This is a genomic window from Paraburkholderia atlantica, assembly GCF_009362785.1.
GTDB classification, from domain to species: Bacteria; Pseudomonadota; Gammaproteobacteria; order Burkholderiales; family Burkholderiaceae; genus Paraburkholderia; species Paraburkholderia atlantica.
Genome location: NZ_WHNQ01000003.1, coordinates 414,271 through 439,711, shown reverse-complemented (window position 1 = coordinate 439,711; position 25,441 = coordinate 414,271). Strand labels below are relative to the sequence as shown.

26 protein-coding genes and 1 pseudogene are annotated in these 25,441 nt (G+C 64.2%); 10 read left to right on the top strand and 17 right to left on the bottom strand.

Annotated elements, in window-relative coordinates; genetic code table 11:
* Positions 1-164, bottom strand: a pseudogene (locus GCT19_RS43265) (IS110 family transposase); the annotation flags it as partial.
* A 112-nt stretch (positions 165-276) separates the two neighbouring features.
* Complete coding sequence (locus tag GCT19_RS06585; RefSeq protein ID WP_227749203.1) at positions 277-5,400, bottom strand: trifunctional serine/threonine-protein kinase/ATP-binding protein/sensor histidine kinase; 5,124 nt, start codon at positions 5,398-5,400, stop codon at positions 277-279.
* A 421-nt stretch (positions 5,401-5,821) separates the two neighbouring features.
* Here GCT19_RS06585 and GCT19_RS06580 point away from each other — a divergent pair, with 421 nt between their 5' ends.
* Positions 5,822-6,178 carry a response regulator transcription factor gene (locus tag GCT19_RS06580; protein ID WP_152851382.1) on the top strand — a complete coding sequence of 119 codons (357 nt, stop codon included), beginning with the start codon at positions 5,822-5,824 and terminating at the stop codon, positions 6,176-6,178.
* Between the two features lie 233 nt (positions 6,179-6,411).
* Here GCT19_RS06580 and GCT19_RS06575 read toward each other — a convergent pair whose 3' ends face one another.
* On the bottom strand, positions 6,412-7,236 hold the full coding sequence (locus GCT19_RS06575) for a response regulator (protein ID WP_152851381.1): 825 nt from the start codon (positions 7,234-7,236) through the stop codon (positions 6,412-6,414).
* A 426-nt stretch (positions 7,237-7,662) separates the two neighbouring features.
* Between GCT19_RS06575 and GCT19_RS06570 the strand changes: the two genes are divergently transcribed.
* Entirely contained in the window at positions 7,663-8,634 is a 972-nt protein-coding gene (locus GCT19_RS06570; protein ID WP_152851424.1) for a sensor histidine kinase, read from the top strand.
* A 41-nt stretch (positions 8,635-8,675) separates the two neighbouring features.
* Here GCT19_RS06570 and GCT19_RS06565 read toward each other — a convergent pair whose 3' ends face one another.
* Both GCT19_RS06565 and GCT19_RS06560 read right to left on the bottom strand, forming a co-directional pair.
* Complete coding sequence (locus GCT19_RS06565) at positions 8,676-9,050, bottom strand: DUF3564 domain-containing protein (RefSeq protein ID WP_152851380.1); 375 nt, start codon at positions 9,048-9,050, stop codon at positions 8,676-8,678.
* Positions 9,051-9,137: 87 nt separating this feature from the next.
* Complete coding sequence (locus GCT19_RS06560) at positions 9,138-9,473, bottom strand: c-type cytochrome (RefSeq protein WP_176134792.1); 336 nt, start codon at positions 9,471-9,473, stop codon at positions 9,138-9,140.
* Between the two features lie 164 nt (positions 9,474-9,637).
* On the opposite strand from GCT19_RS06560, the gene GCT19_RS06555 reads away from it, so the two are divergent.
* The 3 genes from GCT19_RS06555 (at position 9,638) to GCT19_RS06545 (ending at position 12,306) form a co-directional block, all read left to right on the top strand.
* Positions 9,638-10,624: a zinc-dependent alcohol dehydrogenase family protein gene (locus tag GCT19_RS06555; protein WP_152851379.1), complete on the top strand. Its 987-nt coding sequence runs from the start codon at positions 9,638-9,640 to the stop codon at positions 10,622-10,624.
* Between the two features lie 132 nt (positions 10,625-10,756).
* On the top strand, positions 10,757-11,785 hold the full coding sequence (locus tag GCT19_RS06550) for a universal stress protein (RefSeq protein ID WP_152851378.1): 1,029 nt from the start codon (positions 10,757-10,759) through the stop codon (positions 11,783-11,785).
* Between the two features lie 50 nt (positions 11,786-11,835).
* The gene (locus GCT19_RS06545; RefSeq protein ID WP_018435984.1) at positions 11,836-12,306 is read left to right on the top strand and encodes a universal stress protein; all 471 of its coding nucleotides are present in this window, start codon (positions 11,836-11,838) and stop codon (positions 12,304-12,306) included.
* Positions 12,307-12,338: 32 nt separating this feature from the next.
* On the opposite strand, the gene GCT19_RS06540 is transcribed toward GCT19_RS06545, so the two are convergent.
* The 3 genes from GCT19_RS06540 to GCT19_RS06530 all read right to left on the bottom strand — a co-directional run bounded on the left by GCT19_RS06540 (position 12,339) and on the right by GCT19_RS06530 (position 14,768).
* A complete protein-coding gene (locus GCT19_RS06540) occupies positions 12,339-13,439 on the bottom strand; it encodes a PAS domain-containing sensor histidine kinase (protein ID WP_152851377.1) in 1,101 nt (366 codons plus the stop codon).
* Positions 13,440-13,561: 122 nt separating this feature from the next.
* Positions 13,562-14,344 carry a fumarate/nitrate reduction transcriptional regulator Fnr gene (gene fnr, locus GCT19_RS06535; protein ID WP_026228794.1) on the bottom strand — a complete coding sequence of 261 codons (783 nt, stop codon included), beginning with the start codon at positions 14,342-14,344 and terminating at the stop codon, positions 13,562-13,564.
* Positions 14,345-14,360: 16 nt separating this feature from the next.
* A complete protein-coding gene (locus GCT19_RS06530) occupies positions 14,361-14,768 on the bottom strand; it encodes a response regulator (RefSeq protein ID WP_018435987.1) in 408 nt (135 codons plus the stop codon).
* Positions 14,769-15,006: 238 nt separating this feature from the next.
* Here GCT19_RS06530 and GCT19_RS06525 point away from each other — a divergent pair, with 238 nt between their 5' ends.
* Positions 15,007-15,468 carry a universal stress protein gene (locus GCT19_RS06525; protein WP_018435988.1) on the top strand — a complete coding sequence of 154 codons (462 nt, stop codon included), beginning with the start codon at positions 15,007-15,009 and terminating at the stop codon, positions 15,466-15,468.
* Positions 15,469-15,503: 35 nt separating this feature from the next.
* On the opposite strand, the gene GCT19_RS06520 is transcribed toward GCT19_RS06525, so the two are convergent.
* Together GCT19_RS06520 and GCT19_RS06515 are read right to left on the bottom strand one after the other, a co-directional pair.
* A complete protein-coding gene (locus tag GCT19_RS06520; RefSeq protein ID WP_152851376.1) occupies positions 15,504-16,007 on the bottom strand; it encodes a universal stress protein in 504 nt (167 codons plus the stop codon).
* Positions 16,008-16,030: 23 nt separating this feature from the next.
* Positions 16,031-16,870: a universal stress protein gene (locus GCT19_RS06515; protein ID WP_152851375.1), complete on the bottom strand. Its 840-nt coding sequence runs from the start codon at positions 16,868-16,870 to the stop codon at positions 16,031-16,033.
* Between the two features lie 200 nt (positions 16,871-17,070).
* Between GCT19_RS06515 and GCT19_RS06510 the strand changes: the two genes are divergently transcribed.
* Entirely contained in the window at positions 17,071-17,421 is a 351-nt protein-coding gene (locus GCT19_RS06510) for a hypothetical protein (RefSeq protein ID WP_018435991.1), read from the top strand.
* Between the two features lie 64 nt (positions 17,422-17,485).
* Positions 17,486-18,232 carry an acetoacetyl-CoA reductase gene (gene phbB / locus GCT19_RS06505; protein ID WP_018435992.1) on the top strand — a complete coding sequence of 249 codons (747 nt, stop codon included), beginning with the start codon at positions 17,486-17,488 and terminating at the stop codon, positions 18,230-18,232.
* Between the two features lie 8 nt (positions 18,233-18,240).
* On the opposite strand, the gene GCT19_RS06500 is transcribed toward phbB, so the two are convergent.
* Positions 18,241-18,618 (bottom strand): type II toxin-antitoxin system VapC family toxin, encoded by a 378-nt coding sequence (locus GCT19_RS06500; RefSeq protein WP_013093781.1) that lies wholly within the window; start codon positions 18,616-18,618, stop codon positions 18,241-18,243.
* Positions 18,618-18,854 (bottom strand): type II toxin-antitoxin system Phd/YefM family antitoxin, encoded by a 237-nt coding sequence (locus GCT19_RS06495; RefSeq protein ID WP_152851374.1) that lies wholly within the window; start codon positions 18,852-18,854, stop codon positions 18,618-18,620. The genes GCT19_RS06500 and GCT19_RS06495 overlap by 1 nt, the downstream gene beginning before the upstream one ends.
* A 208-nt stretch (positions 18,855-19,062) precedes the next feature.
* Here GCT19_RS06495 and GCT19_RS06490 point away from each other — a divergent pair, with 208 nt between their 5' ends.
* Positions 19,063-19,377, top strand: coding sequence for a hypothetical protein (locus GCT19_RS06490; protein WP_152851373.1), 315 nt, complete (start codon positions 19,063-19,065; stop codon positions 19,375-19,377).
* Positions 19,378-19,430: 53 nt separating this feature from the next.
* Here the strand turns inward: GCT19_RS06490 and phaZ are convergent, their stop codons facing one another.
* Entirely contained in the window at positions 19,431-20,729 is a 1,299-nt protein-coding gene (gene phaZ / locus GCT19_RS06485) for a polyhydroxyalkanoate depolymerase (protein ID WP_152851372.1), read from the bottom strand.
* A 277-nt stretch (positions 20,730-21,006) separates the two neighbouring features.
* Between phaZ and GCT19_RS06480 the strand changes: the two genes are divergently transcribed.
* Positions 21,007-21,327, top strand: a complete 321-nt coding sequence (locus GCT19_RS06480) for a hypothetical protein (RefSeq protein ID WP_408582372.1) — start codon at positions 21,007-21,009, stop codon at positions 21,325-21,327.
* Between the two features lie 40 nt (positions 21,328-21,367).
* Here GCT19_RS06480 and GCT19_RS06475 read toward each other — a convergent pair whose 3' ends face one another.
* From GCT19_RS06475 to GCT19_RS06460, 4 genes are all read right to left on the bottom strand, one after another.
* On the bottom strand, positions 21,368-22,366 hold the full coding sequence (locus GCT19_RS06475; protein WP_152851371.1) for a transketolase family protein: 999 nt from the start codon (positions 22,364-22,366) through the stop codon (positions 21,368-21,370).
* On the bottom strand, positions 22,363-23,208 hold the full coding sequence (locus GCT19_RS06470; RefSeq protein ID WP_152851370.1) for a transketolase: 846 nt from the start codon (positions 23,206-23,208) through the stop codon (positions 22,363-22,365). Before GCT19_RS06470 ends, GCT19_RS06475 begins: the two co-directional genes overlap by 4 nt.
* A 32-nt stretch (positions 23,209-23,240) precedes the next feature.
* Complete coding sequence (locus GCT19_RS06465; RefSeq protein WP_152851369.1) at positions 23,241-24,566, bottom strand: MFS transporter; 1,326 nt, start codon at positions 24,564-24,566, stop codon at positions 23,241-23,243.
* 117 nt (positions 24,567-24,683) lie between these two features.
* A complete protein-coding gene (locus GCT19_RS06460) occupies positions 24,684-25,433 on the bottom strand; it encodes an SDR family NAD(P)-dependent oxidoreductase (protein WP_152851368.1) in 750 nt (249 codons plus the stop codon).
* Positions 25,434-25,441 lie beyond the last annotated feature (8 nt).

The following is a 25,441-nucleotide window of genomic DNA, read 5'->3' as shown; positions in this document are numbered from 1 at the left end:
TGTCGTGCTTTGCATCGCAGCCGTTTGCATAGGCGATCAACTTCGATCTGTGTCGTACCGATCTTGCCCAGCAACTCTACGTCGCCCATATCGACCGAGTAGGCAACCATGATTGAATCCTTGTGAACGTCGAGCCCTACGTACAACGTGCTATCGTCGTGCATGCTAGCCTCCGTGCCGGAAACAGACCGTTGAGCGGCGGATCCGTCCCCACTCAATGCGGCTCTGGCAGCCATGCTAACCCGCGCTTACATCCGCACGGCGGCTAGCCTCGCCTCACAGGGAGTCATACTGACTTGCTTCTCCCTGGACCAGTTCGGTGATCTCGCGGATCGCCTCGTTGATGTCCACCGGCTCCTTTTTCCGCGGTGCCTTTCTGACCAGTTGCCGGATCCGGCCAAGCATGTCTCCGGCGCGATTGGTGTCCCTGACGATACGGTCGAGCGCACGCCTCGCTTCGCCGAGGTCGGCGGGCTCGCGGGCCAGCCATCGCAATGCGGCCTCCGCGTTGGCCACCGTCGCGGTAACGGGCTGACTGAGTTCATGAGCGATCGAGGCGGCGAGCTGCCCCATCGTCGCGACGCGGTTCGCGTGCGCCAGTTCGGCCTGCACGTCGCGATAGCGCTCTTCGCTCTCACGGATTTTCTTTTCCGCCTGCTTCTGCGCGCTCAGATCGAGAATGTAAGCGACGCCCTGGTTCGGCTCATCTTCGAATGCCGCGCCGCCAATGAGCACGGGTACCCGGCTGCCGTCTTTCCTGTAGAACTCCTTTTCGCAGGGTTGCATGGCACCGGTCGCCGCGAGCTCTTCGAACTCGCGCGGCACGCGTTGTTGCCATTCGGGCGGCGTCATGTCGTACCATCGCAGCCCTTTCTGCAAATCCTCACGGTCGTACTGGAGCATGTGGAGAAATGAATCGTTGGCGTCGATAAGTCGTCCGTCCAGGCCCCAGATCACGATCCCAATGAGATTGGCGTCGACGAGGCGGCGGATCTTTGCCTCGCGTTGCGCGACGTCGCGATACAGACGGGCATTTTCGAGCGAAATTGCAGCCTGCGAAGCCACCAGCTTTAGCACGGCGATCCGCGCGGGGCTGAACACGCGGGCGGCGAGATTGTTTTCGAGGTAGAGCACGCCCATCAGTTTGGCGCCATTCATCAGCGGCAGGCACAGAACGGAACGAGCACGATGCTGACGGACGTAGGGGTCCGAGTCGGCCATCGGGTCCGATGCGGCATCGTCGAGGAAAATGTTCTCGCGCGTACGCAAGACCTGGTTGAGGATCGACTCCGGCAACATCGCCCCGTCGAGCGGCGCGTCGGATAGCTGCACGTGGACCGCGTCGCCGGCGGTGGTGGCTTCCGCTGCAATCCGGTGCTCGCTCCCGTCTGAGAGGATCAGCAGACCCCGTTCGGCGCCTGCCTGTTCGATGGCCGTGCGCATGATCATCCCGATCAGCTTTTCCCGGTGGATTTCGCCTGACGCCGCCTGCGACACCTTGATCACGGTCGCCAGTTCCAGGTGCTGGATGGGCGCCGCCATCGTATTGGTCGGTCCGGGCACCGTCTCTTCGGTCCTCAGATACGGGTACTGTTCCTCGAGTTGGCGCGCCTTGCCGATGGCGCCCCAACGCAGATAGCCATAGCGGGCGTCCTGCATAAACATGCGCGCAATTCTCCGACGACCGCGGCCCGCATAAAAACGCGACGCGAGTTCGCTCGCGAGTGCCTCGATATGCGCGAAGCCGCTTTCCTGCGCCAAATCGATAGCCTGCTCGTAGAGCGTTTCTGCCTCTGCCACGTGACCTTCGATGCGCGCGATCTCGGCGCCGACCAGTGCGGTATGACTTGCGAAGTTCTCCGCGCAGAGATCGGCCCAGACGCGCAACTGGTTGTGGTGGGCAGTCAGTGCTTGCTGGTGCTGCGGCCACTCGCCAGCGGCGATGGAATCACGCCGTCCAGCCGTCGCCAGCGCGGCATAGAAGTGATATTCCGCCTCGTCGAGGAACGAGTGCGAGGTCCACAGAAGCCGTTGCGCCTCTGACGCAGCGGCCATCGCCGCCTCGTGGTCGCCGGCGAGATAGCGCGCCTGGAGTTTGCGGATCCAGTACCAGCATGCGGCGGCCGACAGGGACGGTTTGTCCAGATCCAGATAGTGCTGTTCGGTGTCAGCTTCGTTGAACTGCGCGTCGTCGAGGCAGCCGAACACCGGCGCCAGGCCGCGGAGCGTCCGGATGACCGCAAGCTGGTCTTCGATAAAGTGAATGGCCAGGCCGAATTGCAATTTATTGGCGTACGCCAGGCCGGTTTCACCCTGTCGTTGCACCTCGGCGAGTGGCTCGCCGATGAAAAGCAGGTTCGAGACCAGATGGAACCACGCGAACGCGCCGAACGACAGGTCGCCGGTCCGGTTCAATGCGTCGAAAATGCGGCGGAAGTGCTCGCCGCAAGTCTGCCGCGCAGGCTGCACCCAGCGGGCGACATAAACGGAGAACGCAAGATGCGTGCGGGCTTCGAAGCGTACGAGGCCGCGTCGTTCGACGAGCTTGCAGCCGAGCCGGCCGAATTCGAATCCGGGCTGGTAGTCGCCGAAAAGCCGTCCGGCGAACCAGGGGAATTGGGCATAGGCCACGCACGAAGCATCGGCATTGCCTTGCTCGAGACTGAGACTGATTGCCTTGCAGATCGTCAGGCAATTGAGGTTCCCATCGGTGAACAAGGCCGGCCCGAAAAGCTTGGTCAAAACCTCGACGGTTGCCAGCGCGATGGGATTCCCCATCGGCGGCAAATCGATGAGTTCGTCGATGCTCCGGTCGCCAAGCAGTAACCAGATGCGCTCGTATTCGCGGCGCACCGTCGCGTCATCCGGATGGGGTGACCACTCGATGCCCACATGCCGAAGGAAGGCGAGGCCAACGGCGATCGCGTTTTCACTCTGGTCGAGAATCAGGTAGACATCCATCTGCCAGCATGTGACCTGGGCGCGTTCGAGCGTGGTCGCGGCACGCTTCGACAGCGTCCCCAGTCGCGTTTCGGCAGCCAGCAGTTTTCCCGTCAGGAATTCGCATTCGGCCCGGTTCTGCTCCAGTGCAAAGGTCAACTGATGCCGACGCTGCCAGCAATCGTCACTCAATAGCCCCGCGCCAGTGGTGAAATAGGCGAGCGCCGAAGTGTGGGCCATCGACGCCTTGGCGCGCTGGCCAGCGAGCAGATTGAGTTCGGCCAGTTGCTCGCGTTCGTCCGGCTCGATGATCAGCGCGGCACCGCGATTGAGCTGCCCGACGATCTCGAAGATCGTTTCCTCGCGTTTTTCCGCAGGGGTCTGCGCGACGAGCAGCCGGCCGATGCGCAGATGAGCAGCGGCGCGCGAAGATTCAGGAATCAGTGAATAGGCGGCTTCGTGAATCCTGTCATGAACGAACGCGTAAGCGCCCTCCAGCCGCACGGCCAGTTCCTGGCGAACCGCCTCCCACAGCACGCCGTGAACCCGCATCTCCTGCATGCCGAGCACGGCTGACAGGGTTGCGACGTTCGCGACGTTCCCGAGACAGGCAAGCTGCTGCAGCGCGTGCTGTGTCGCGGGCGGCAGCCGCGTCAGCTTGCCGGCCATCAGGTCCACGACGTTGTCGGTGTAACTGCTGGCATGGATGCGTTCGGTATCCCAGCGCCACTGCCGTGCATCGTGATCGAACGCCAGCAGATCGCCTTCGGCGAGAGCCAGCAGGAACTGGATCACGAAGAAGGGATTGCCTCCCGTCCTGTCATGCACGAGGCGCGCCAGGGGCGCAATTTTTTCAGGCGCACAGTGCAGCGCGTCCGCGATCAGACTCCCGACGTGCACACCGGTCAGCGGCGCGAGCCGGATTTCCCCGATCTTCGCGCCCGCGCTGCGGATCGCTTCAAGCCGGGCGGTCAGCGGATGGGTGGCATCCACCTCGTTGTCGCGATAGGCGCCGATGACCATCAGGTAGCGCAGGTCCGGCTGGATCAGCAGATCTGCGAGCAGGTCCAGCGTCGCGGCATCAAGCCACTGCAGGTCGTCGAGAAACAGTGCCAGCGGATGCTCGGCCTGCGCGAACACGCCGATGAAGCGCTGGAACACCTGCAGGAAGCGCTGTTTCGCCTGTTGTGGTTCGAGCTCCGGGACCGGGGGCGGCTCGCCGATGATCAGCTTCAGTTCGGGGATCAGGTCGCTGATGAGCGCCGCATTGGGCGAGAGCGCGTCCAGCAATGCGACGCGCCAGCCTGCCAGTTCCGTGTCGGATTTGCCCAGCAGCATGCGCACCAGGCTTTGAAATGCCTGGATCAGCGTCGCATAGGGGATGTCGCGCTTGTACTGGTCGAACTTGCCGGATGCAAACAGTCCACGTGGCGGCACGAGGATCTTGTGCAGTTCATTGACCACCGATGACTTGCCGATGCCCGAATAACCGGACACCAGCACGAGCTCGGGCACGCCCGTCTCGACAATACGGGTGAAGGTGCTGACCAGGGTCTCGACTTCGCGCTCACGTCCGTAAAGCTTCTCGGGGATCATCAGCCGGTCGGGGGTGCCGTGCTCGTCCAGCGTAAAGTCGTCGATATGGCGCTGACGCTGCCAGTCCGCGAGGCACCGCCGCAGATCATGCTCGACACCGGCGGCAGTCTGGTAACGCTCCTCGGCTGTCTTGGCGAGCAGCTTCATGACGATGCGGGAGATGACGGCGGGGATGGCTTCCGCCCGCGCGTTGGGTGCCAATGGCGTTCTGGCGATATGGCAGTGCACCCATTCCATCGCGTCGGTAGCGCTAAACGGCAGCACACCCGTCAACATCTGGTAGAACGTGACGCCGAGCGCATACAGATCGCTGCGCGAATCGATCGAACGATTCATCCGGCCGGTCTGCTCGGGGGCCATATAGGCGAGCGTTCCGGCGATGGTTTCGGGCGGTTCGGGCGCCTGCCGCTCACGTGGCAGACGCGAGGCCAGGCCGAAGCCGGTGAGGCGCGGCTGTCCATCGGCGCAATGCACGAGGATATGCGCAGGCTTCAGATCCTTATGGATCAGCCCGCGCTGATGAAGCTTGCCGAGCGCGGCCGAAATACCACTAGCGATTTCGAGGAAGTACCCGATCTGCAATGGCATGCCGAGCAGACGCGCGAGCGATTCACCACCAGGGTCCTCGAATGCCAACGAGACCTGTCCGTCCTCACGCACCAGTCTCAGCGGGCGCACCGCCCACGCACTGTCAAGCTCGTCCTTCAGAGCGAACTCGTGGGCAAGACGATCGAGACTGGCGGGCGCGGGCTGTTCAGCGGCAAGCCGCGCGAACAGTTCGTTCTGACCGGCTAGCGCGGAGGACGGTCCTCTCCAGAAAACTCGCTCGCCATCGTCCCACAAGATATTTGTTTTTCTATCCATCGCCGCTGCAAACCAAATTTGTTGCGGCAAGCATACACTTTCTTCGTTGCGACGCTATTGGTGATGTCGACAGCTACGCATCAAACTTATCGCGCCGTCTCTGTTTCGCATAGCCTTCGAATTCTCGAATGCGCTAATGAGTTGATCGAGAAACGAGAGTAACCGGGCGGCACATCTGCGGTGCATGAACGTGCCTGCGATTAGCGCCATCCACGCTGCTTTTGCAAGCAATATTCCGGCGATGTCTTCGTGTGACAAGTCGTGCCGCAAGCGTTCTGACGCGGTGCGCGACCCGCGTCAATCCTGCTTGCAGGCGTTTTCCTGTACGAAAGATACCAAGGTATCGTAGATCTGCCGGCCGCCTTCGTGCATCCTTTGATAGCGGCGTAGCGGTCTCAACGAATTTTGATGGCGGGTAATCATGCGGGTAACGTTGGTGGATGATGACGAAGCAGTGCGGGAGTCGCTTTCCAATCTGGTGCGGGCATTTGGATATGCTGTGAGCGTGTTCTCATCGGCAGAATCCTTTCTTGCGTCTGGAGTCGTCGATCAAACTGATTGTCTGCTTCTCGACGTCAGCATGCCGGGTATGGGCGGGCCGGCGCTCTTTCGCGAGCTGAAACGACTCGGAAAAGGCGTGCCTGTGGTCTACATTACCGCTCACAAGGACGGAGCCTTTCGCAATCACCTGATAGCGCAAGGCGCGTACGATTGTCTGTTCAAGCCCTTCAGCGATACTGTGCTTCTCGCCACGCTCAAGGGTGCGGCCTCAAAGTGAAATAGCTCAGCGTGATCGCTGAGCCGCAGCAAAATCGCAAGCGCAAGTAATAGAACGGGCCGCAAAAGCGATTTGAACGATCTCCATCACGCTCGAAGGCGACAGCAACGGTGCGCCTCATCCGCAGACGTCGGCTTGCCCTATGTTCATGCGACGCAGCGCTACCGAGTTAGTTTGCCGCCCGGGTGAATCGCCGTTGCGTGGAGTCGCTAAAAACCTCGCACGTATCTGCCCTACAAAAATCGCGCGACACCGAAGAAACTTCGCTTCAATCGATTCGCTTCGCTCTTGACGTGCGCATGTGCGCACTGCAAGGCTTCGCGAGATTCATGATGAATCGTGACCGGCGCCAAAAAGATGTAGCCCTCGTTGCGCAGCGTCTTGATGTAGCGGGCGGCGCGTGCGGTGTCATTCAATTTTTGCCGGAGCCGGCTCACCAGCAGATCGATCGAGCGGTCGAAGGGATCGGCGTTGCGACGCTGCGTCAGGTTGAGCAACTGGTCGCGCGTCAGCACGCGTTGCGCATGATCGAGAAACACACGCAGCAAGCGGTATTCGGCGCCGCTCAGCGTCACGACCGTGTGGTTGGATTCGAGCAGATGACGCGCGCTGGTGTCGAGGCGCCACTCCCCGAAGCCGAGAACGGGCGTGTCGTCCACTGGCTGCACGTCCGGCGGCAGCATGCGCGTGCGGCGCAATACCGCCCGTATGCGGGCGAGAAGCTCGCGGGCCTGGAACGGCTTTGACATATAGTCGTCCGCGCCCATTTCGAGCCCGATAATGCGGTCGGTGACGTCGCTATTCGCGGTCAGCATCAGAACGGGCACCGCTCGATGGCGGTTGTCACGCAACGTGCGATAGAGCGCGAGACCGTCTTCTCCAGGCAGAATCAGATCGAGCAGAATCAGATCGGGGGCATGCTTTCCCAGAAGCTCATGCATTTCCCGTCCATTTGCCGCGGCCGAAACGCGCATGCCGTTTCGCTCCAGATAACCGGCAACCAGCTCGCGTATGCCGCGGTCGTCGTCGACAACCAATATGTGATCGGGTTTTTCCATGGCCTGTGATAAGCGCGTGCAGATGCGTTTTAAATACCGCTGCGAGCAGATTAACTAGAAGGAAGCGATCGAACCATTCCATTCATGACTGAGTTGGGAGATGTTTAAGGATAGGTTCTCATATACGTCGGTATAGGTTCGTGAGACGAGCGACTTGCCGGAAGCGCGCGTGAACGTATGGAGGTGGAACTCATACGTTCATATACTGGTGGACACCCTTGACGGGCCCTATTCTGACGATGCCGAGCGAGGCGTACCGCGACGCAGCTGGACAGCGGGTCACCGTGGCGAATTCCGTCATGTTCATCGAGGCATGGTGCTGGCTGTCTGTCGATGGCGCGTTCGGCTGTGGTACGAAGCCGCCAGTACAGGAGAACGGATTTGAGCGCGCCCGCAATCGACCCACCCAACACACTCGGCGTATGCATGAGCAGGTCCGCGAGGTTGTCCTTTGCCGCGTCGTCGCGGGCGCTGTGGCTGCTGTTCGCGGCCGCCTGCGCTTACGCTCCGTATGCTGCGCATGAAGCCAGCTGGGACATGCTCGCGCGCGTCGGTCCGCCGCTGATGCTGCCGGCCGTTCTCGCAGTGGCCATTGCGGCCCTGAAAGTCGTGGAGCTGCGCGTGTACCTTCAGCGCATGACGGCGGTCATCGCGCGCAATCCTGGCGACGCAACGGAGTCCGTCTTGCCCGAAGGGATGGGACCGCCGGCCATCGCGCGTCTCGCTCGCGCGTTCAACGTATGTACGCGCCATCGCGCCCGGCGGCAGGCCGAATTGCTTCATGTGCTCGCCGCCTATGCACACGATCTGCGCACCCCGCTCACGCGCATGTGCATGCGCTCCGAACTCGTGGAGGACCGTGCGGTCAGAGACGCGCTGGCTCGTGATCTGGCCGAGATGGCGGAATTGGTAGAGGGCAGTCTTGCCTGCGCGCGCATGCAATGCAGCGCACTGGAGCCCATGCGTACCGTCGATGCGGACGGCCTGCTTGGCGTGCTGATCGCCGACTATCGCGACGCGGGACGCACCGTCGAACTCGAGGGGCGCGTAGGGCGTCCGGTGATGACGTGTCCTCATGCGCTGCGCCGCGTGCTCGCGAACCTCATCGACAACGCATTGCGCTATGGCGCGGATGTGCGTCTTAAAGTGACAGTGCACGCGCAGAGCCTCGTGCTTGCCGTCGTCGATTCAGGACCCGGCATCGCTCCAGCCCGTCTCGAGACAGTGTTCTCTCCGTGGTACCGCGCGCCAGAAACGGCGGCTGCGACGCACGGCTCCGGCCTCGGGCTCGCCATCGCACGACGCCTGACGCTTGCCATGCACGGCGAACTCGAACTCGAAAATCGCTGCTCTGGCGGTCTGGAGGCACGTGTGACGCTGCCATTGGCGACAGCCTGACTCAGCCATCGCAATCGCCGCCCGGGTTACGACGCCCCGATTCAGACGCCTTCGTCCGTTGCGAATACGCTGTTTTCGGGTTCGGTCTGTTCGACGTCGATGCATTGCACGCGCCAGTGGCCGCACATCAGATTGCGGCCGCGTTCCGCGCACCACTGCACGCGACCGACCTCGCCTTCGAACGGCCCGTCGGGCTGGTTCAGATCGAGCCCCTCGAGCACGCAGACCGGCACCATGCTATGCGGCGCGCACACGAGCGTATTGCCGTAATCCACATGCAACGCGCCCCATTCGGGCAACTCGAGCCCGAAATGACCTTCGCGCGACCATTGCCGCGTGTCCTTGTCGAGCCAGAGAATGGCGAAGGCCATCGGGTTGACACGATCGAACGTGTCGAGATGAACGGTCAAACGCATGACAAGTCTCCGCAATATAAACGACTGATTCGCATTGCCGCCGCGATGGCGCGTCGGCGGCGGGCCCGATGCGTGCGCATCGAGGCCTTATTGGCTGAGTACCCATTGCACGAGCGTGTGCGCGTCCTGCGCCGACAACGGCCCGCCGCGCTCAGCCGGCGGCGGCATCGGCGTATCGCCCCAGTGCGCCTTGCCGCCGAGCCGCAGCTTGTGCTCGAGCATCGGCTGCGCGTTCGGCACGTTGCGATAGTGCTCGGCGATCTGCTGGAACGACGGCGCCAGAAACGGCGCATCGCGCGTATGGCAAAACATGCAGTGCTGCTGATCGACGAGCGCGCTCGGCTCTGGTTCGCCGTAGGCGAGGCCGGCCGTCAGCGCGAACGCCGCGCCCACGAGCAGACAATTTCGGATTCGCGCAATCACGGCACGGGCTCCCCGATCAGGAATAAGATCAGTGTACGGGCGGCGAAACGGCCCTTATTGACCTCGATCAAACGGTGCAGGGCAGCGGCCGATCGCGCGACACAATGGCGCGCCTATGCTGATGAGAGCGGTGTCGCCGCCGAAACGTTTGAAGGAGAAACCCGATGCGAGCGATGGTGTTCGACGGCAGCCCGGCGACGTTGACCGAGCGGGAAGTGCCGGACCCGCGGCCCGGTGCCGGCGAGATCCTGATCGACGTTCATGCTTGCGGCGTATGCCGCACGGACTTGCATCTGGTCGACCGCGAGCTCGAGCATCCGAAGCGGCCGGTGATTCCAGGCCACGAAATCGTCGGCGTGGTGGCCGAACTGGGCGGGGGCGTCAGCGGTTTCGAGGTGGGCGAGCGGGTCGGCGTGCCTTGGGTCGGGCGCACCTGCGGGCACTGCCGCTACTGTCTGTCCGCCCGCGAAAATCTCTGTGAAGACGCTGGTTTCACCGGCTACACGATCGACGGCGGCTATGCCGAGCGCACGGTCGCCGATAGCCGCTACTGCTTCCATCTGCCGCCGCACTACAGCGATATCGAGGCCGCGCCGCTGCTGTGCGCGGGTCTGATCGGCTATCGCACGTTGAGCATGGCGGGCGACGCCGAACGGATCGGCATCTACGGTTTCGGCGCGGCCGCGCATCTCGTCGCGCAGGTCGCGCGTCACCAGCAGCGGACCGTCTATGCGTTCACGCGTCCCGGCGATCACGCGGCCCAGCAACTCGCGCTGCGCCTCGGCGCGGCATGGGCGGGCGGCAGCGATGAGACCCCGCCCAGCGAACTCGACGCCGCGCTGCTGTTCGCGCCGGTCGGCGCACTGGTGCCGCTGGCGCTGCAGGCGGTCGCGAAAGGCGGCGTGGTGGTGTGCGGCGGCATTCATATGAGCGACATTCCGTCGTTCCCGTACGCGTTTCTGTGGGGCGAGCGGCGCGTCGTATCGGTCGCCAATCTGACCCGCGACGATGGGCTGTCATTCATGCGCAACGCAGCGGAGACCCGGCTCGCGATCGAGACGACCACCTACCCGTTGCGCGACGCGAACCGCGCGCTCGACGATCTGCGCAACGGCAAGCTGACCGGCGCGGCCGTGCTCGCGATCCGCTGATGATCCGCTTGCGAGCCGTTGGCGCTTGATACAGATCAAGCCGCCCGCCGCGCCCGCGTTCATCATGTAAGCGCGCACCGTTGGGGCCCCCGTCACGGGCCCGGGCGAGGCGTGACGATGCGAGGAAAACCGATGAACAATGCTGCCGAGCGCAACATCTTCCACCGCGTGATGATCGCGTCCGCGGGCGGCGCCGGACTGGCGCTCGCCACGCGCGTCGCGCAGCAGTTCGTCGCCGAGGATGCGCGCTTTCGTCTCGTCGATATCGTTTGCAATCCGGCCGCGCTTTATCCGACGCTGATGCTCAGCTATCCGGACTGGTGCGAGGCGCATCGCGCGATGCTGCACGGCGCGCAGGCCGCGCTGCGCGACGCGGTGATCGAGTTGCACGGCATCGTCGCGGCGACCGACGCCGAGATCGTCGATCTGACCGCGCTGCATCAGGGCGCGGCCGCAGCGCTCGCTCACACGGCGGCGCAATGGGACGCGGATCTGGTCGCGGTGGCCGCGCATCCGCGCGAACATCGCTGGGGCGGCCGTATCGATCCGGAGGAACTGGTCGCGTCAATCGGGCGTCCGGTGCTGTATATGCCGGCGAGGTCAACCGACGCGACCGACGCGACCGACGCGACCGACGCGAGCGTTGCCGCGGCGGTGAACCGCGTGCTGGTCGCGGTCGATGGCAGCGACACCGCGCTCGACGCGCTGCGCAGCGCGCTCGCGATCGCGCCGCCCGACGCGTGCATCAAGGTCGTCTACGCGGCCGACGACCGGTTCGCGTGGTGCGAATGGCTGCCGTTCGAAGTCGTGTCGCAGCATCGAATCGATGTGTTGCGGCGCGGTGCCGCGATGCTCGAACAGAGCCGGCGCCCGACCGAAACCGCGCTGCTCGAGTTCGACGACGATTCCGGCGATGCGTCGACCGCGATTCTCGACGAAGCGCAACGCTGGCACGCGGACCTGATCGTAATGGGTTCGCACGGCATGCGCGGCACGCCGCATCCGTTGCCGGGGCACGTGACGTCGCGCACGCTGCGTGACGCGGCTTGTCCCGTGCTCGTGTGTCCGCGCGATCCGTCGCCGTTGCGGGCGGACGCGGTGCTGCGCGGCGAGTGGCGGGAGCCGTATCTAGGCAGTGCGGGCGGGCCTTTTTATCTGTAGCAGGGGCGCGCCACGCGCGTTGACAAATCCAACCTCAGTGGAGAATCGGCATGTACCAACATATCCTCGTCGCGCTAGACGGCAGTAGCTTCTCGAAACGCGCGCTGAAAGAAGCGGTGAATCTGGCCGCGTTGACGAAGGCCGTCGTGCATCCGGTTTATGTAGTCGACAAGACGCCGATCTTTTCCTATGCCGGCTATTACGACCCGCTCGCGCTAGTCGAAGCATTGCGCCAGGACGGCCACTCGGTGCTGGAGGAGGCCGAACAGGCCTGCGCCGCCGCCGATGTGCGTTGCCGGCCCGCGATGATCGAGTCGGAGAGCCTGTCCGACGACGTCGCCACGATCGTGCTGCGCCACGGCGAGCAGGTCCACGCCGATCTGCTCGTGCTGGGCACGCATGGGCGGCGCGGCGTGAGGCGCCTCGTGATCGGCAGCGTGGCGGAGCGGGTGCTGCGTTTCTCGACCTGTCCGGTGCTGCTGATGCGCGAGCAAAGCACCGAGGAAGAGTCTGCGGAGTAATCCGTACAGTGGGGCGCGGCAGCGTGTGAGCACTACACCAGCGCGTCGGCCGGTATCTGGATCGAGATCCTGAAACCCTGGCCCGGCGAGCTGGTGAACGACACGTTGCCGCGCAACTGCCGCACCCGTTCGCGAATGCCAAGCAGCCCAAATGAAGATGTCCCCTGCAGCTGATCCAGCGCGACACCCACGCCGTCATCCTCGATATCGAGCGATACGATCGGGCCCGCGCAAGTCATGTCGATGCGTACGCGCCTCGCCTTCGCGTGCCGCGCGACGTTCGTCAACGCCTCCTGAACGATGCGAAACAGCGCCGTCGCCGCGAATTCGCCGCATACCGGCTCGGCCGGTTCGAGATGCACGCTCGAACGCACGTTGTAGCGCTTCGTGAAGTCCTCGGCCAGCCAGTCGAGCGCGGCGGCGAGTCCGAGGTCGTCGAGCAGCGGGGGCCGCAGATCGGCGGCGATGCGCCGCAGCGAAGCGGCCATCCAGTCGATCTGCTTTTGCAATTCCTGCGTGTGCGCGGCGAGCGGCTCCGTATCGGCTTGCTTATTCAGCTTCGCTTCGAGTAGCGCGACGCTCATTTTCAGCGCGGTCAGCCGTTGGCCGAGATCGTCGTGCAGTTCGCGCGCAATCCGTTTCTGCTCGTTTTCACGGGCGATCTGCACGTGCGTGGATACCTGACTCGCGCGTTCGAGTTCCGCGAGACGCATGCGCTCGGTCATGTCGCGGGTGACCTTGGCGAAGCCGAGCAGCGCACCCGACGCGTCGTGCACGGCGGAAACGACCACGTTGGCCCAGAAACGCGAGCCGTCGCGACGCACACGCCATCCTTCGTCCTCGGCGCGGCCTACGGCTGCGGCGGTTTCCAGTTCGCGCGCGGGCTTGCCGGCCGCGATGTCTTCCGGGGTATAGAACTTCGAGAAATGCTGGCCGATGATTTCTTCGGGCGTGTAGCCCTTGATGCGCTGTGCGCCGGGATTCCAGCTGGTTACGCGGCCGGCGGGGTCGAGCATGAAGATCGCGTAGTCCTGCACTGCTTCGACCAACATGAAATAGCGATCCTCGACGGACACGTCCGACTCGGACGCGGCACCGGTGAAGCAGGAAGACTCGCCGCTCGACAGACCCATCGCTCCTCCGGGCGGTCACGCAAGGTCGCGTACCGCAACGCACTGAGTTATATCAGTTCAGAAGCGCTTGTTCTACCCGGCATGTCCCGCGAACGAAGGCGAGGCGAGCGTCGCGCCGGCGCTCAAACCCGAGCCAGTCTTTCCGGGTCTTCGATGCGGATCGTTTTGCCGTTCGCCATGACGAGGTGCTCGCGCTGAAACTTCGAGAACATCCGGCTCACCGTTTCGAGCTTCATGCCCAGAAAGCAGCCGATCTCCTCGCGGGTCATGCGCAGATGAAACTCCGCCGCGGAAAAGCCGCGCGCCTTGAAGCGCTTCGACAGGTTTAACAGAAACGTTGCGACGCGCTGTTCGGCGGTCATCGTGCCGAGCAGCATCATCTGGCTCGATTCGCGCACGATCTCGCCGCTCATCATCTGATAGATGTGATGCTGCATCGGCTTGATCTCGCGACAGATCGCCTCGAGCTGCGCGAACGGAATGATGCACACGACGCTATCTTCGAGCGCGATCGCATCGCAATTCTGCTTGCCCTCGCCGATGCCGTCGAGGCCGAGCGAGTCGCCGGCAATCTGGAAGCCGGTCACGTGCTCGCGGCCGTCGCGATGCATGACGACGGTCTTGAATGAGCCGGCGCGTATCGCGTAGATGCTTTGAAACTCGTCGCCCGCGCGGTACAGCGCATCGCCGCGTTTGATCGAGCGCGTCGAGCAGATCAACGCGTCGAGCCGGCTCAGTTCGTCCGGTGTCAGCTCGGGCGGCATGCAGATCGCGCGCATCGCGCAGGTGGAGCAACGCGTCACGGCGTGGCGTGCCGCCGCGGTGCTCGGCGCGACGTCGATCGGTACGACGTGCGAGGTGCGAGGCGCGTCGTGGCGGGGTTCACGGACTGCGGCAACTTGCATGATCGGCTCCTGGCGGTCAGACCCGATGCGCACGACGCGCATAGGCTATCGCTTCGATGGCGCGGCAGGCGAGCTCGAACTCCGAGGTCTTGTCGAAGAAGAAGTCGGCGCCCGCCGCTTCGCACGCGCGGCGAAACGCCGTCGCGTCATGATTGGTCAGCACGATGCTGACGATGGACGGCCGCACCCGCGATAGCGCAGCGAGCAGCAGGAGGTTGGTCTTGCCGGAGAAGCACGGGTCCAGCACCGCGACATCGGCGCGGCTCGCGACGATGTCGTCGAACGCGTGCTCGACGCCCGCGGACTCGCCGGCGATTTCGATGCCGGGGATCAGCGCGATCAGGCAAGCAAGCCGGCGCCGGACCTCGGTCGCATCGTCGACGAGAAAAACTCTCGATAAGGTGGCTGACGGGGCGGTGTCCATACCGACCAGTATTGGTGACCCGATCCTGGAAATAAATCGGCGGCGCTTTAAGCGGCGCTAGGAGTTCAGGTAGTGGTTGTAGGAATATTCCTAGTGTGTTGCTGGCGATGTGGGTTTCGTCGAGCGGCGGCCCATTGACCTGCGTCAAGCCGCGCGGCGGCGCGCGCTTCACACTGTCGGTGCACACGCGCGACGGCACCACTTCGGGTCATGCCAGCGCTTTCAGAGGGAGTCCGACATGTATGCACGAATTCTGGTTGCACTCGACGACAGTCCCAGCGCGCAGCGCGCCTTCGCCGAGGCGCTAAAGCTCGCGAAGCTGACGGGCGCCACGCTCGAAGCCTGCTGTGTGGTGGGGCACGGCAAGTGGTCGGACAATGCCGACGTGGCTTTCGAGCCGGAACCGGCGGGCGCGGCGCAAGCTTTCGCCAGCCGCGCGCTCGATGGCCCCCGCGAGCTGTTGCGCGAGGCGCAGGTGCCCGGCGGCGTGCGGGTGATCGACGCTTACGCCGAAAACGTGTCGGCGGTACTCGCGCGCGTCGCGGACGAAATCGAAGCCGATCTGATCGTGATGGGCACGCACGGCCGCCACGGCGTGCAGCGCTTTCTGCTCGGCAGCGTCGCGGAGTCGCTGGTGCGGTCAACCGACATACCGGTGCTGATCGTGCGGCATGACGAACAAGGCCACCCGAGGCCCTGAAGCACCGCGCGGCGCAGCGGCCGGTGTCTTGCGGCTCAGGTGAGTTCGCTGTCGGCGCGGGCCGGGGCCGGCTGGACGCGCGCCGCGCCGCTCGCCTGCGCGGGAATCATCAGCACCGGGCAGCTGGCGCGGCGCAGCACGCGCTCGGCGACGCTGCCGAGCATCAGCCGTTGAAACCCACGGCGGCCGTGCGTGCCCATCACGATCGCGTCGGCGTGCCATTCGCGCGCCGTCTCGACGATGCGATGCGCGACGTCTTCGCCGGCGATCGCGGCTTCGACGGTGTGAGCCGTGCCCTTGACCCCCCGCGCGGTCATCCGGCTCTGGGCGTCGGCCGCGATCCGCTTGCCCTCCTCGATGAACGCGTCCTCGATCGTGGAAGGGTCGAAGCCGGGCGCGTCGTAGGCGATGACGGGCACGTCGATCACGTACAGCGGCATCAGCTCGGCGCCCGCTTCGGCGGCGAGGGTCAGCGCGGCGTCGAACGCACGCGAGGCGGTGTCGCTGCCGTCGAGCGCGACGAGTAGGCGGTGAAACATGGCGGACTCCTTAAGCGCGCACTTCAGTGCGACAACAGCACCGGTACGGTCATCGACTCGAGCATCGTCCGTGTCGCTCCGCCCAGCACGACTTCGTGCAGACGCGAATGCGCATAGGCCCCCATCACGATCAGGTCGCAGCCGAGGTCGGCCGCCTGCGACAGCAGCGCGTCGCCGACCGGCGTGCCGTCAGCGACGCTCAGCTCGCGCACATCGATCTTGACGCCGTGACGCGCGACGGTGAGTGCGATGTCGTCGCCCGCGGCCGTGCCCTGCGGCGGGCGATCGGCCGACGAATGAATCGTCAGCAGCGTCACTTTGGCCGCGTGCGCGAGGAACGGCAGCGCGTCGTGGATCGCGCGGGTCGCCTCGCGGCTGCCGTCCCACGCGATCAGCGCGTGGCGGCCCGGTGCCGCGAAGGTGCCGCTCGACGGCACCAGCAACACCGGCCGCCCGGCCGACAGTACGATGTGCTCGACGAACTGTTCGGCGACGAACGCCTCGGGGTCGGTCGGGTCGGTCTGTCCGAGCACGATCAGATCGGCGACACGCGCATAGGGCGGCACGACGTCGTTCGCGTAACCGTTCGCGGCGATCCATTGGCCGTCGACGTTCGCGCGCGCGAGTTCCGCGCGAAACAGCCGCTCCAGCGCGCTGGCACGCTCGTGCCGCAGGCGCTCGTGCTCGGCGTAGTAGTCGGCGGTGCCGGCCATCACGAAGAACGCGTGACGCGGTGGCACGTACGTCGAAAACAGGCCGGTCAGCGTCGCGTGAAAGCGGTGCGCGAGCTGCAATGCGACCTCGAGGCGCGGATGTGCACGAACGCTCGTATCGAGGTGAACGAGAATGCTTTTGTAGCTCATCGCCAAAGCTCCGTGACAGAACGTGGGGAAACGGGCGCAGGCGGGCTCGCGCCCGCCGTCAAATGGAGTCTATTGGCCCGGCGGGCGAGGCTGTTGATGCAGATCAAGCGCGGGCCGTCGCGCGCTCGATACGGTGGCAGACGCGCTCGACGGTTTGCAACCGCGCCTGGCAATCCTATGCTGTGCTCTGGAGGGCAGCGATGATGGCTTCCGAATCCGATGCGCCGCTCGGGCGCTTCGTTTCACCATGGACCTCGACGGTATCCGGACAACCCGAAGGCTGGTTCGATTACGCGTCGGCGTATCAGACCGCGCAGGGCGCCGCGCGCGAGTACGCGGAGCGGAGCTTCGCCGACTGGAGCAGGTCGGTCGCCTTCGCCGTACAGCGCGAGGCGGACTGGTTCGACGAGGCCAACCGCGCTTGCGCCGCGTGGTATGCGTGGTGGCAGGCGGCGTACGGCATCGCGCCGGGCGTCGCGCCGCTCGCGGGCGGCCTGAGCGCGTGGTCGTGGGGCTCGCAGAACGCGCTGCCGTTCGCGGGCGTCGTTTAGCCGCGTGAGCCGGCAAAGCCGGCGCGCGCACCGTCAATGGCAGACATGGCAAGGAGGAGTTCAGATGGGAACGGATCGCGTGGCATTGGTCACAGGCGGGATGGGCGGTTTGGGCGCGGCGGTCAGCCGGGCGCTTCATGACGCGGGTATGACGGTCGCGGTGACGCACTCGACGCACAACGATCACGTGCCGACCTGGCTGCAGCACGAGCGCGACACGGGGCGCGACTTTCACGCATACGAAGCCGACATCGCCGACTTCGATTCCTGCGCGCGCTGCGCGCAACGCGTGCTGACCGAGCTGGGCGCGGTCGACGTGCTGATCAACAACGCCGGCATCACGCAAGACACGAGCTTCGCGAAGATGAGCAAGGAGCACTGGGACGCCGTGCTGCGCACCGATCTCGATGGCCTGTTCAACATGACCAAGCCGCTGTTGCCCGGCATGCTCGAGCGGCGCCACGGCCGTATCGTCAACGTGGGGTCGGTCAACGGTTCGCGCGGCGCCTACGGGCAAACCAACTATTCGTCGGCCAAAGCGGGCGTGCACGGTTTCACGAAGGCGCTTGCGCTCGAAACCGCGAAGCACGGCGTTACGGTGAACACGGTGTCGCCCGGTTACCTCGCGACCGCGATGGTCGAAGCGGTGCCGCGCGAGATTCTCGACACGAAGATCCTGCCGCAGATCCCGGTCGGCCGGCTGGGACGTCCCGACGAGGTGGCGGCGCTGATCGCGTTTCTATGCTCCGAGGAGGCGGCGTTTATCACCGGAGCCGATATTGCGATCAATGGGGGGATGCATATGCATTGAGGAGTGTCCTAGACGGCGATAACCAGGTCTGTGTATTTCGACAGGTGGCCGTCTGAACTCAGCAAGCGCAACGGCTCCGAAAGAGCTTGTGCGACCAGAAGCCGATCAAATGGGTCCTTGTGAATATCGGGCAAATCTCGAACCAGAGCGGCATGCACTGCCCGCACCGGCAATTCCAGAAAGCCGCTCGCTTCGATCTCGGAAACGAGGAGATTGACGTCCACCTCGAGCTTTCCAAGACCGGCTTTGATCGAGGCCTCCCAAATACTCGCGCTGCTGACGAAAACCTCGCTTGCATCGAGAATCAGCTTACGGGCAGCTTTGGTTAGCTTGCGATCGTCCGTGACTGCCCAGAGGAAAACGTGCGTATCGAGAAGGAGTCGCATCAACGGCCTTCGAATGCCGCGATAACGTCATCGGGCAAGGCTGCGTCAAAGTCGTCCGCAATGCGAACTTTCCCCTTCAGTCCACCAAACCGCCGAACGGCCCTGGCCTGTTCCATCGGTACGAGCCGCGCTGCCGGCTTGCCGGCCTTTGCGATCACGATCTCCTCGCCGCTGGCCGCAGCATCGACGAGACGCGAAAACTGGGTCTTTGCTTCATGTATATTGACTGTCTGCATAACTGCTCCTAGTGGACTAAGTCCATATTAGTCCGCTCCGGTATGGCAGTCAAGCGACTATCACTAGTTGATTGTCACACTGCCTTCACTGCGCTTGACCCACGTCAATGACCGCCACTCCGACAGGAACAAGATAAGCCCATAGCGAGCGCCTGGACTTGCATCTGCGTGGAACAGGTCCGTTCGACACTGGCAACGGGAGGCGAACATGGGCATTGACATGCAGATCGTCTACCTTGGCTTCGCGGGTGCCGCTCCGCTCGAAGCGGAAGCTGGCGCGCAACTGGTGCGTCTCGCGCGGTTTAGCGCGCTCGTGTCGCACTGCCATCTCGCCATCGAGGCGTTGCGTCCGGGGTCGTCGCGTCCGCTGTATGACGTGCGGCTCGATCTCGTCACGCCCGCGCGCGAACTCAAGCCCATCGCGCACTGCGCTGACGACGACGCCAAAGCGGCGATCCGCCGCGCGTTCGACGTGGCGGAACTGGCCCTCGAAGCCGCAATCGGCATGGAGCGCGGGCACTGAGCCAGGTTGCGTCGTGACGTGACGCGCGGACTGCCGACGTTTTCGCGGCCACCTCACGCCGATCTGCGGTTTGCAGAACCACTGGCCGCGCGGCGCGGCTGGCAAACCTCCGACGCGGCGTGTTCGACATCACGCCAGAATTCGCGGAGCCCCGGATGAACCGCATCGCGCCATCGCGGCCCGATGAACAGGTCATAGTGATTGCACTGCTCGATGGTGAGCTGCCGCGCGGGTCGCATCGGCGATGTATCGCACAGCGCATGCGCGCAATGCGTTTGCCCCGCGCCGGTGATCTCGTCGCTGTCGCCCTCGATCGTGCACAGCGGGGTATCGCGCAGCGCGGCGATCCGCACCCGGCGCCCGGCGACCGACCACAGATCGCGCGGCAACAGATGCTCGTGAAACACCACGCGAAGCATGTCGAGGAAGTAGCACTCCGTCATATCGAGGACCGCCGCATACTCGTTCGCCGAGCGCAGCGCCCGCTGCGCACCGGGCATGTCGCCGGCGAGCCATCGGGACCAGTAATCCGCTTCGAGTCGCAACTGCCGCTCCGGATGCGCGGCAAAAATCGCGGCTTGCTGGATGAATCCCGGATACACGAGACGTCCCGCGCCGCGATAAGGCGGTGGAACGATGTCGATCGCGTGATCATGAAACCACTCGAGCGTATGCGAACTCGCGAAGCGGTCTGTAACGGTCGGGTTCAAACGGGTATCGATCGGGCCGCCCAGCAACGAGATGCTCGCGATCGGCGCGGCCTCGTCCATGGCGAGCAGCGCCGCGGCGCCGAGCGCGGGCACGCTCGCCTGACAGATCGCGACCACATGAACCGGCGAGCCGAACGCACGGGCGTTGCCGATGAAGCTATCGAGCGCCTGCACGTAGTCGTCGAGCGATAGCGGGCCCGCTTCGAGCGGTACGTCGCGCGCATCGGCCCAATCGGTCACGAATACGTCACGTTCTTGGAGCAGCGTCTCGACGGTCTCGCGCAGCATCACCGAGTGATGTCCGGCGAGCGGCGCGCACAACAGCACTGGCGGTTTTGTTTCGGTAGGTGGCGTGGGCAGGTTGCGCTTGAACCTGAGCAGCGCGCCGAGCGGCAACGAGGCCACGACGCTTTCGTCGACGCTCACGCGGCCGCCGTCGACGGCAACCGAGTGGATCGCGAATGGCGGCGTGCGCTCGAATGCGCAGGTCGACCTCAGCAGCCAGTGGCTGAACGCGTCGGTCGCATGATTCGGGCTGAGCCAGCCCGTTTGTGCGCTCGGCATCGACGCCGATTCGGTTAGAACTCCCCCGACCATCGCGCGAGCGAGGCGTTGTTGTGCATCGATAAAGGCGTACCACATGATGAACCCCGGCGTTCGTCGATCATGAGGGCAGCGTTGCCGCACCGGCACGAACTCGTGACGCGGGTACGTCGCAAAAGCTTACCGCGAAACCTCGGCGCGAGGGGCGCGAAATCGATGCGCGCGCGGTGCATCGCGGCGCTTGTAGCATGTCGCATGCACGGGTCGTTGCGCGTTTTCCCGGCAGGGTTTTCACGCGATCGTGCGAATCTGAAGCGAAGCTGAAGGCATCGGCGAGCGATTGACGTCGAGCGTGACTCACGGTTCGCGTCGACGCTTGACCTGGATCAACGAGACAGGTGTTGCACGGCCTTACGCTGATGGTGGCAGCCGCTCGCGACAACCCGAGGAGCATCCAATGGCCATATCAGCAAACGCGCAGCAAGGAACCTGGTCCGTGAGTGTCCACACGGAGGAGACGCAAGAGGGCGGCTTTCGGGCGACGATCCATGTCAAACATGTGTCGCCCGAAGGCGATTTCGAACGCACCTTTCAGCAATCGCAGGTGTTCGCCGTGGAAAGAGAGGCGGTACTCGAAGGGCTGCGCGAAGGCATGACATGGATCGCGTTGAAGACGACGCGGACCATCGGGGTGTGACGCCGACGAGGCCCGCGCAGTGTCATGACAACGTGCGTCGTCAACCGAGCCACGTTTTGATCGACGTAGCCATCGCGTTAGCCGAGATGCCATAGCGATCGTGCAGCGTCGGCAGTGCACCGGCAGCGAGGAACTCGTCGGGCAACGCGATTTGCCGGAACGGCGGCGTAATTCCAGCGCTGAGCAGCGTGCGCGCTACGGCTTCGCCGAGACCGCCGATCACCGTATGGTTCTCCGCGACGATCACCATGCGGCCCGTGCGCTTCGCTTCACGCAGGATCGTCGCGGTGTCGAGCGGCTTGATGGTCGGCACGTGCAGCACCGCCACGCCGACGTTGTCTGCCTCCAGAGTCTTCGCGACTTCGAGCGAGCGCATCGTCATGATCCCCGACGAGATCAGCAGCACGTCGTTGCCGTCGCGCAGCAGCTTCGCCTTGCCCAGTTCGAAGCGATAGCCGTATTCGTCGAGCACGGCGGGCACGTTGCCGCGCAACAGGCGCGCATAGACCGGCCCTTTGTGTGCGGCAATGGCCGGCACCATCTGCTCGATATCGAGCGCATCGCACGGATCGATCACCGTCATGTTCGGCATCGCGCGCATCAGCGCGAGATCTTCGGCCGCCTGGTGACTCGGGCCGTAGCCGGTCGTCAGGCCCGGCAACGCACAGACTATCTTCACGTCGAGATTGTCTTCGGCGATCGTTTGATGAATGAAGTCGTACGCGCGGCGCGTTCCGAACACCGCGTAGGTCGTGACGAACGGCTGCGCGCCTTCGTGCGCGAAGCCGGCGGCCGCGCCCATCAGCAGTTGCTCGGCCATGCCCATCTGGTAGTAGCGGTCCGGAAATTCCTTCGCGAAGATATGCAGGTCGGTGTACTTGCCGAGGTCGGCTGTCATGCCGATCACGCTCGCCTTGGTGCGCGCCAGTTCGACCAGCGCGTGACCGAACGGCGCCGAACGCGTGACCTGTCCTTCGGCGGCAATCGACGCGATCATCGCCGAGGTTTTAAGGCGCGGCTTATTTGCAACGGTACTCATGCTTGTCTCCCGGCTTCGAGCGCTTCGAGCGCGAGTTGCCATTCGTGTGCATCGACGCGGATGAAGTGATTCTTCTCGCGCGCTTCGAGGAACGGCACGCCGCAGCCCATCTTCGTATCGCAGACGATGATGCGCGGTTGCGGCTTGTCGTGACGCCGCGCGTTATCGAAGGCGCGCTTCACCGCGTCGATGTCGTTGCCGTCCACGCGTTGCGTGTACCAGCCAAACGCTTCGAGCTTGTCGACGAGCGGCTCGAACGCCATGATCTGCGTCGAAGGACCATCGGCCTGCTGGTTGTTCACGTCGACGATCGCGATCAGGTTGTCGAGCTTCCAGTGCGCGGCCGACATCAGGCCTTCCCAGACCGCGCCTTCGTCGAGTTCGCCGTCAGAGAACAGCGTGTAGACGAAGGAGTCCGACGCTTTGCGCTTCAATCCGAGGCAGCGGCCCACGGCGATCGTCAGCCCCTGGCCGAGCGAGCCGCCCGACATCTCCATGCCCGGCGTGTAGCTCGCCATGCCGGACATCGGCAGACGGCTGTCGTCGCTGCCGTAGGTTTCGAGTTCATCGGCGGGCAGGATGCCGGCTTCGAACAGCGCTGCGTATAAAGCAATCGCATAGTGGCCATTCGACAGCAGGAAGCGGTCGCGGCCTTCCCATTGGGGGTCTTCGGCGCGGTAACGCATCGCGCCGAAGTAGGCGACGGCCAGCACGTCGGCGATGTCGAGCGCCTGGCCGATATAGCCCTGGCCCTGTACTTCGCCCATCAGCAACGCGTTGCGGCGGATGCGGTATGCACGCTCGGCGAGCGTGACCGACTCGGTGATGGTCTCAGTGTCCATCGGTAACTCCTGTAGCAGGTCGAGAGAGAGGTTCATCGGTTCACGGATCGCGCGGGCACCAGAAAGACCAGCAAGGCGCCCAGCGTCACCGCGGCGGAAATGAAGACCAGCCCGGCGGTGGACTTGCCGGTCAGATCGTTGAGCCAGCCGACGATCGCCGGAGAGAAGAAGCCCGCCAGATTCGCGAAGCAGTTCACCGCGGCGATACCGGCCGCCGCGGACATGCCACCGAGCAGCGCGGTCGGCAGCGACCAGAACTGCGACGACGAAGCGAGAATGCCTGCCGACGCAACGCTCAGGCACACGATCGACGCGCCGACGCTGCCAAGCAGCGGCAACGTCGCGAAGCCAGCGGCGGCGACCAGCATCGGAATCGCCAGGTGAAAGCGGCGCTCGCGGCGACGGTCCGCGCTCATGCCGATCAGCGGCAACGCGACGATCGCGCACAGATACGGAATCGCGGTGAACAGGCCGACCCACAATGGATCGGCGACGCCGGTCTTGCGGATGATCGTGGGCAGCCAGAACGTCAGGCCGTACTGGCCCAGCACCACGCAGAAGTAGATCGCCGCCATCAGCCACAGGCGACGGTCGCCGATGAATTCGCGGATCGACACGTGCGTGACCGTCTGTTGCGCATCGTTCGCGACGTTGCGTGTGAGCAGCGTTTTCTCTGCATCGTTCAACCACTTCGCTTTGGCGATGCCGTCATCGAGATACAGCAGAATCGCGATGCCGAGCACGAGCGATGGCAGCGCCTCGAGCAGGAACAGCCATTTCCAGCCCGACATCGACAACGCGCCGTGCAGCGAATGCATGATCGCGCCGGACAGCGGTCCACCGATGATGCCCGCGAGCGGAATCGCCATGAAGAACAGCGACAACGCTTTGGCGCGACGCTCCGCCGGGAACCAGTAGGTCAGGTAAAGGATCACGCCGGGCGCAAAGCCCGCTTCGGCCACGCCGAGCAGAAACCTCAGCACATAGAACGCCGTAGGTGTTCTGACGAACACGAAGCTCGCGGAGATGACGGCCCACGTCAGCATGATCCGCGCGAGCCAGCGGCGCGCACCGACGCGGTGGAGGATCACGTTGCTCGGCACCTCGAAAAGAAAGTAGCCGAGAAAGAAGATGCCGGCGCCCATCCCATACACCGTTTCGCTGAATTGCAGATCGTTGAGCATCTGCAGCTTCGCGAAGCCGACGTTCACGCGATCCAGGTACGCGCCGAGGTAGCACAGCATCAGGAATGGAATCAGCCGCCGGGCGACTTTCGCATAGGTCCGCGCTTCGAACGTGAGCTTGCCGTTTCGCGGTATCACGTCGCCTGCGACGGTCGCGGTGTATTTCGCTTTCATCGATGTCTCCTGGATGGACCACGGCAGGCGCTGCTGCGCGTCCCCGTGGCCACGTACCATGTGCCCCGGATAGTGTTCCGGGTGCGTTGCTTGCGCCGTGTGGCGGCGCGCAGTGTGTCAGTGAATCAGCATGCCGCCGTTGACGTCGAGCGTGATGCCCGTAAGGTAGCTCGACAGGTCGCTCAGCAGAAACAGGCACGCGTTCGCGACGTCCGCGGCGTCACCGAGCCGGGCGAGCGGAATGCCTTTGATGATGTCCTCGCGCATCGCGGGCGTTAGTTTGTCGCCGGTGATATCCGTATGGATGAGGCCCGGCGTGATCGAGTTCACACGGATATGGTTTGCGCCGAACTCACGCGCCATCGCCTTGGCGAGACCGAGCACACCCGCTTTCGCGGCGCTGTAGTGCGGGCCGCCGAAGATGCCGCCGCCGCGCTGCGCCGAGACCGAGGACATGCAGACGATGCTGCCGCCGTTCTGCTCCTTCATCGCCGGAAGCACCGCTTGCGACATGTACAGCGTGCCGCGCAGATTGACGTCGACGATCGCGTCGAAGTCCTTGCCGCCGATCTCGAGCGTGCGCACCGGCTGCGTGATCCCCGCGTTGTTGACGAGACCGTCAATGCGTCCAAAGCGCTGCAGCGTCTCGCGTGCGGCCGCGATGCAGGCGTCCTTGTCGGTTACGTCGCATGCCAGACCGAGATGCTTCGCGCCGAGATCGGCGGCCGCGCTTTGCGCATCTTCGCGGCGCAGATCGAGAATCACGACGCGTGCGCCTTGCGCGGCCAGCGTGCGGGCCGTGGCCTTGCCGATGCCTCGCGGCGACGCCGCACCCGTCACGATGATGGTCCGGTTCTCGAGCAACATGGTTTGTC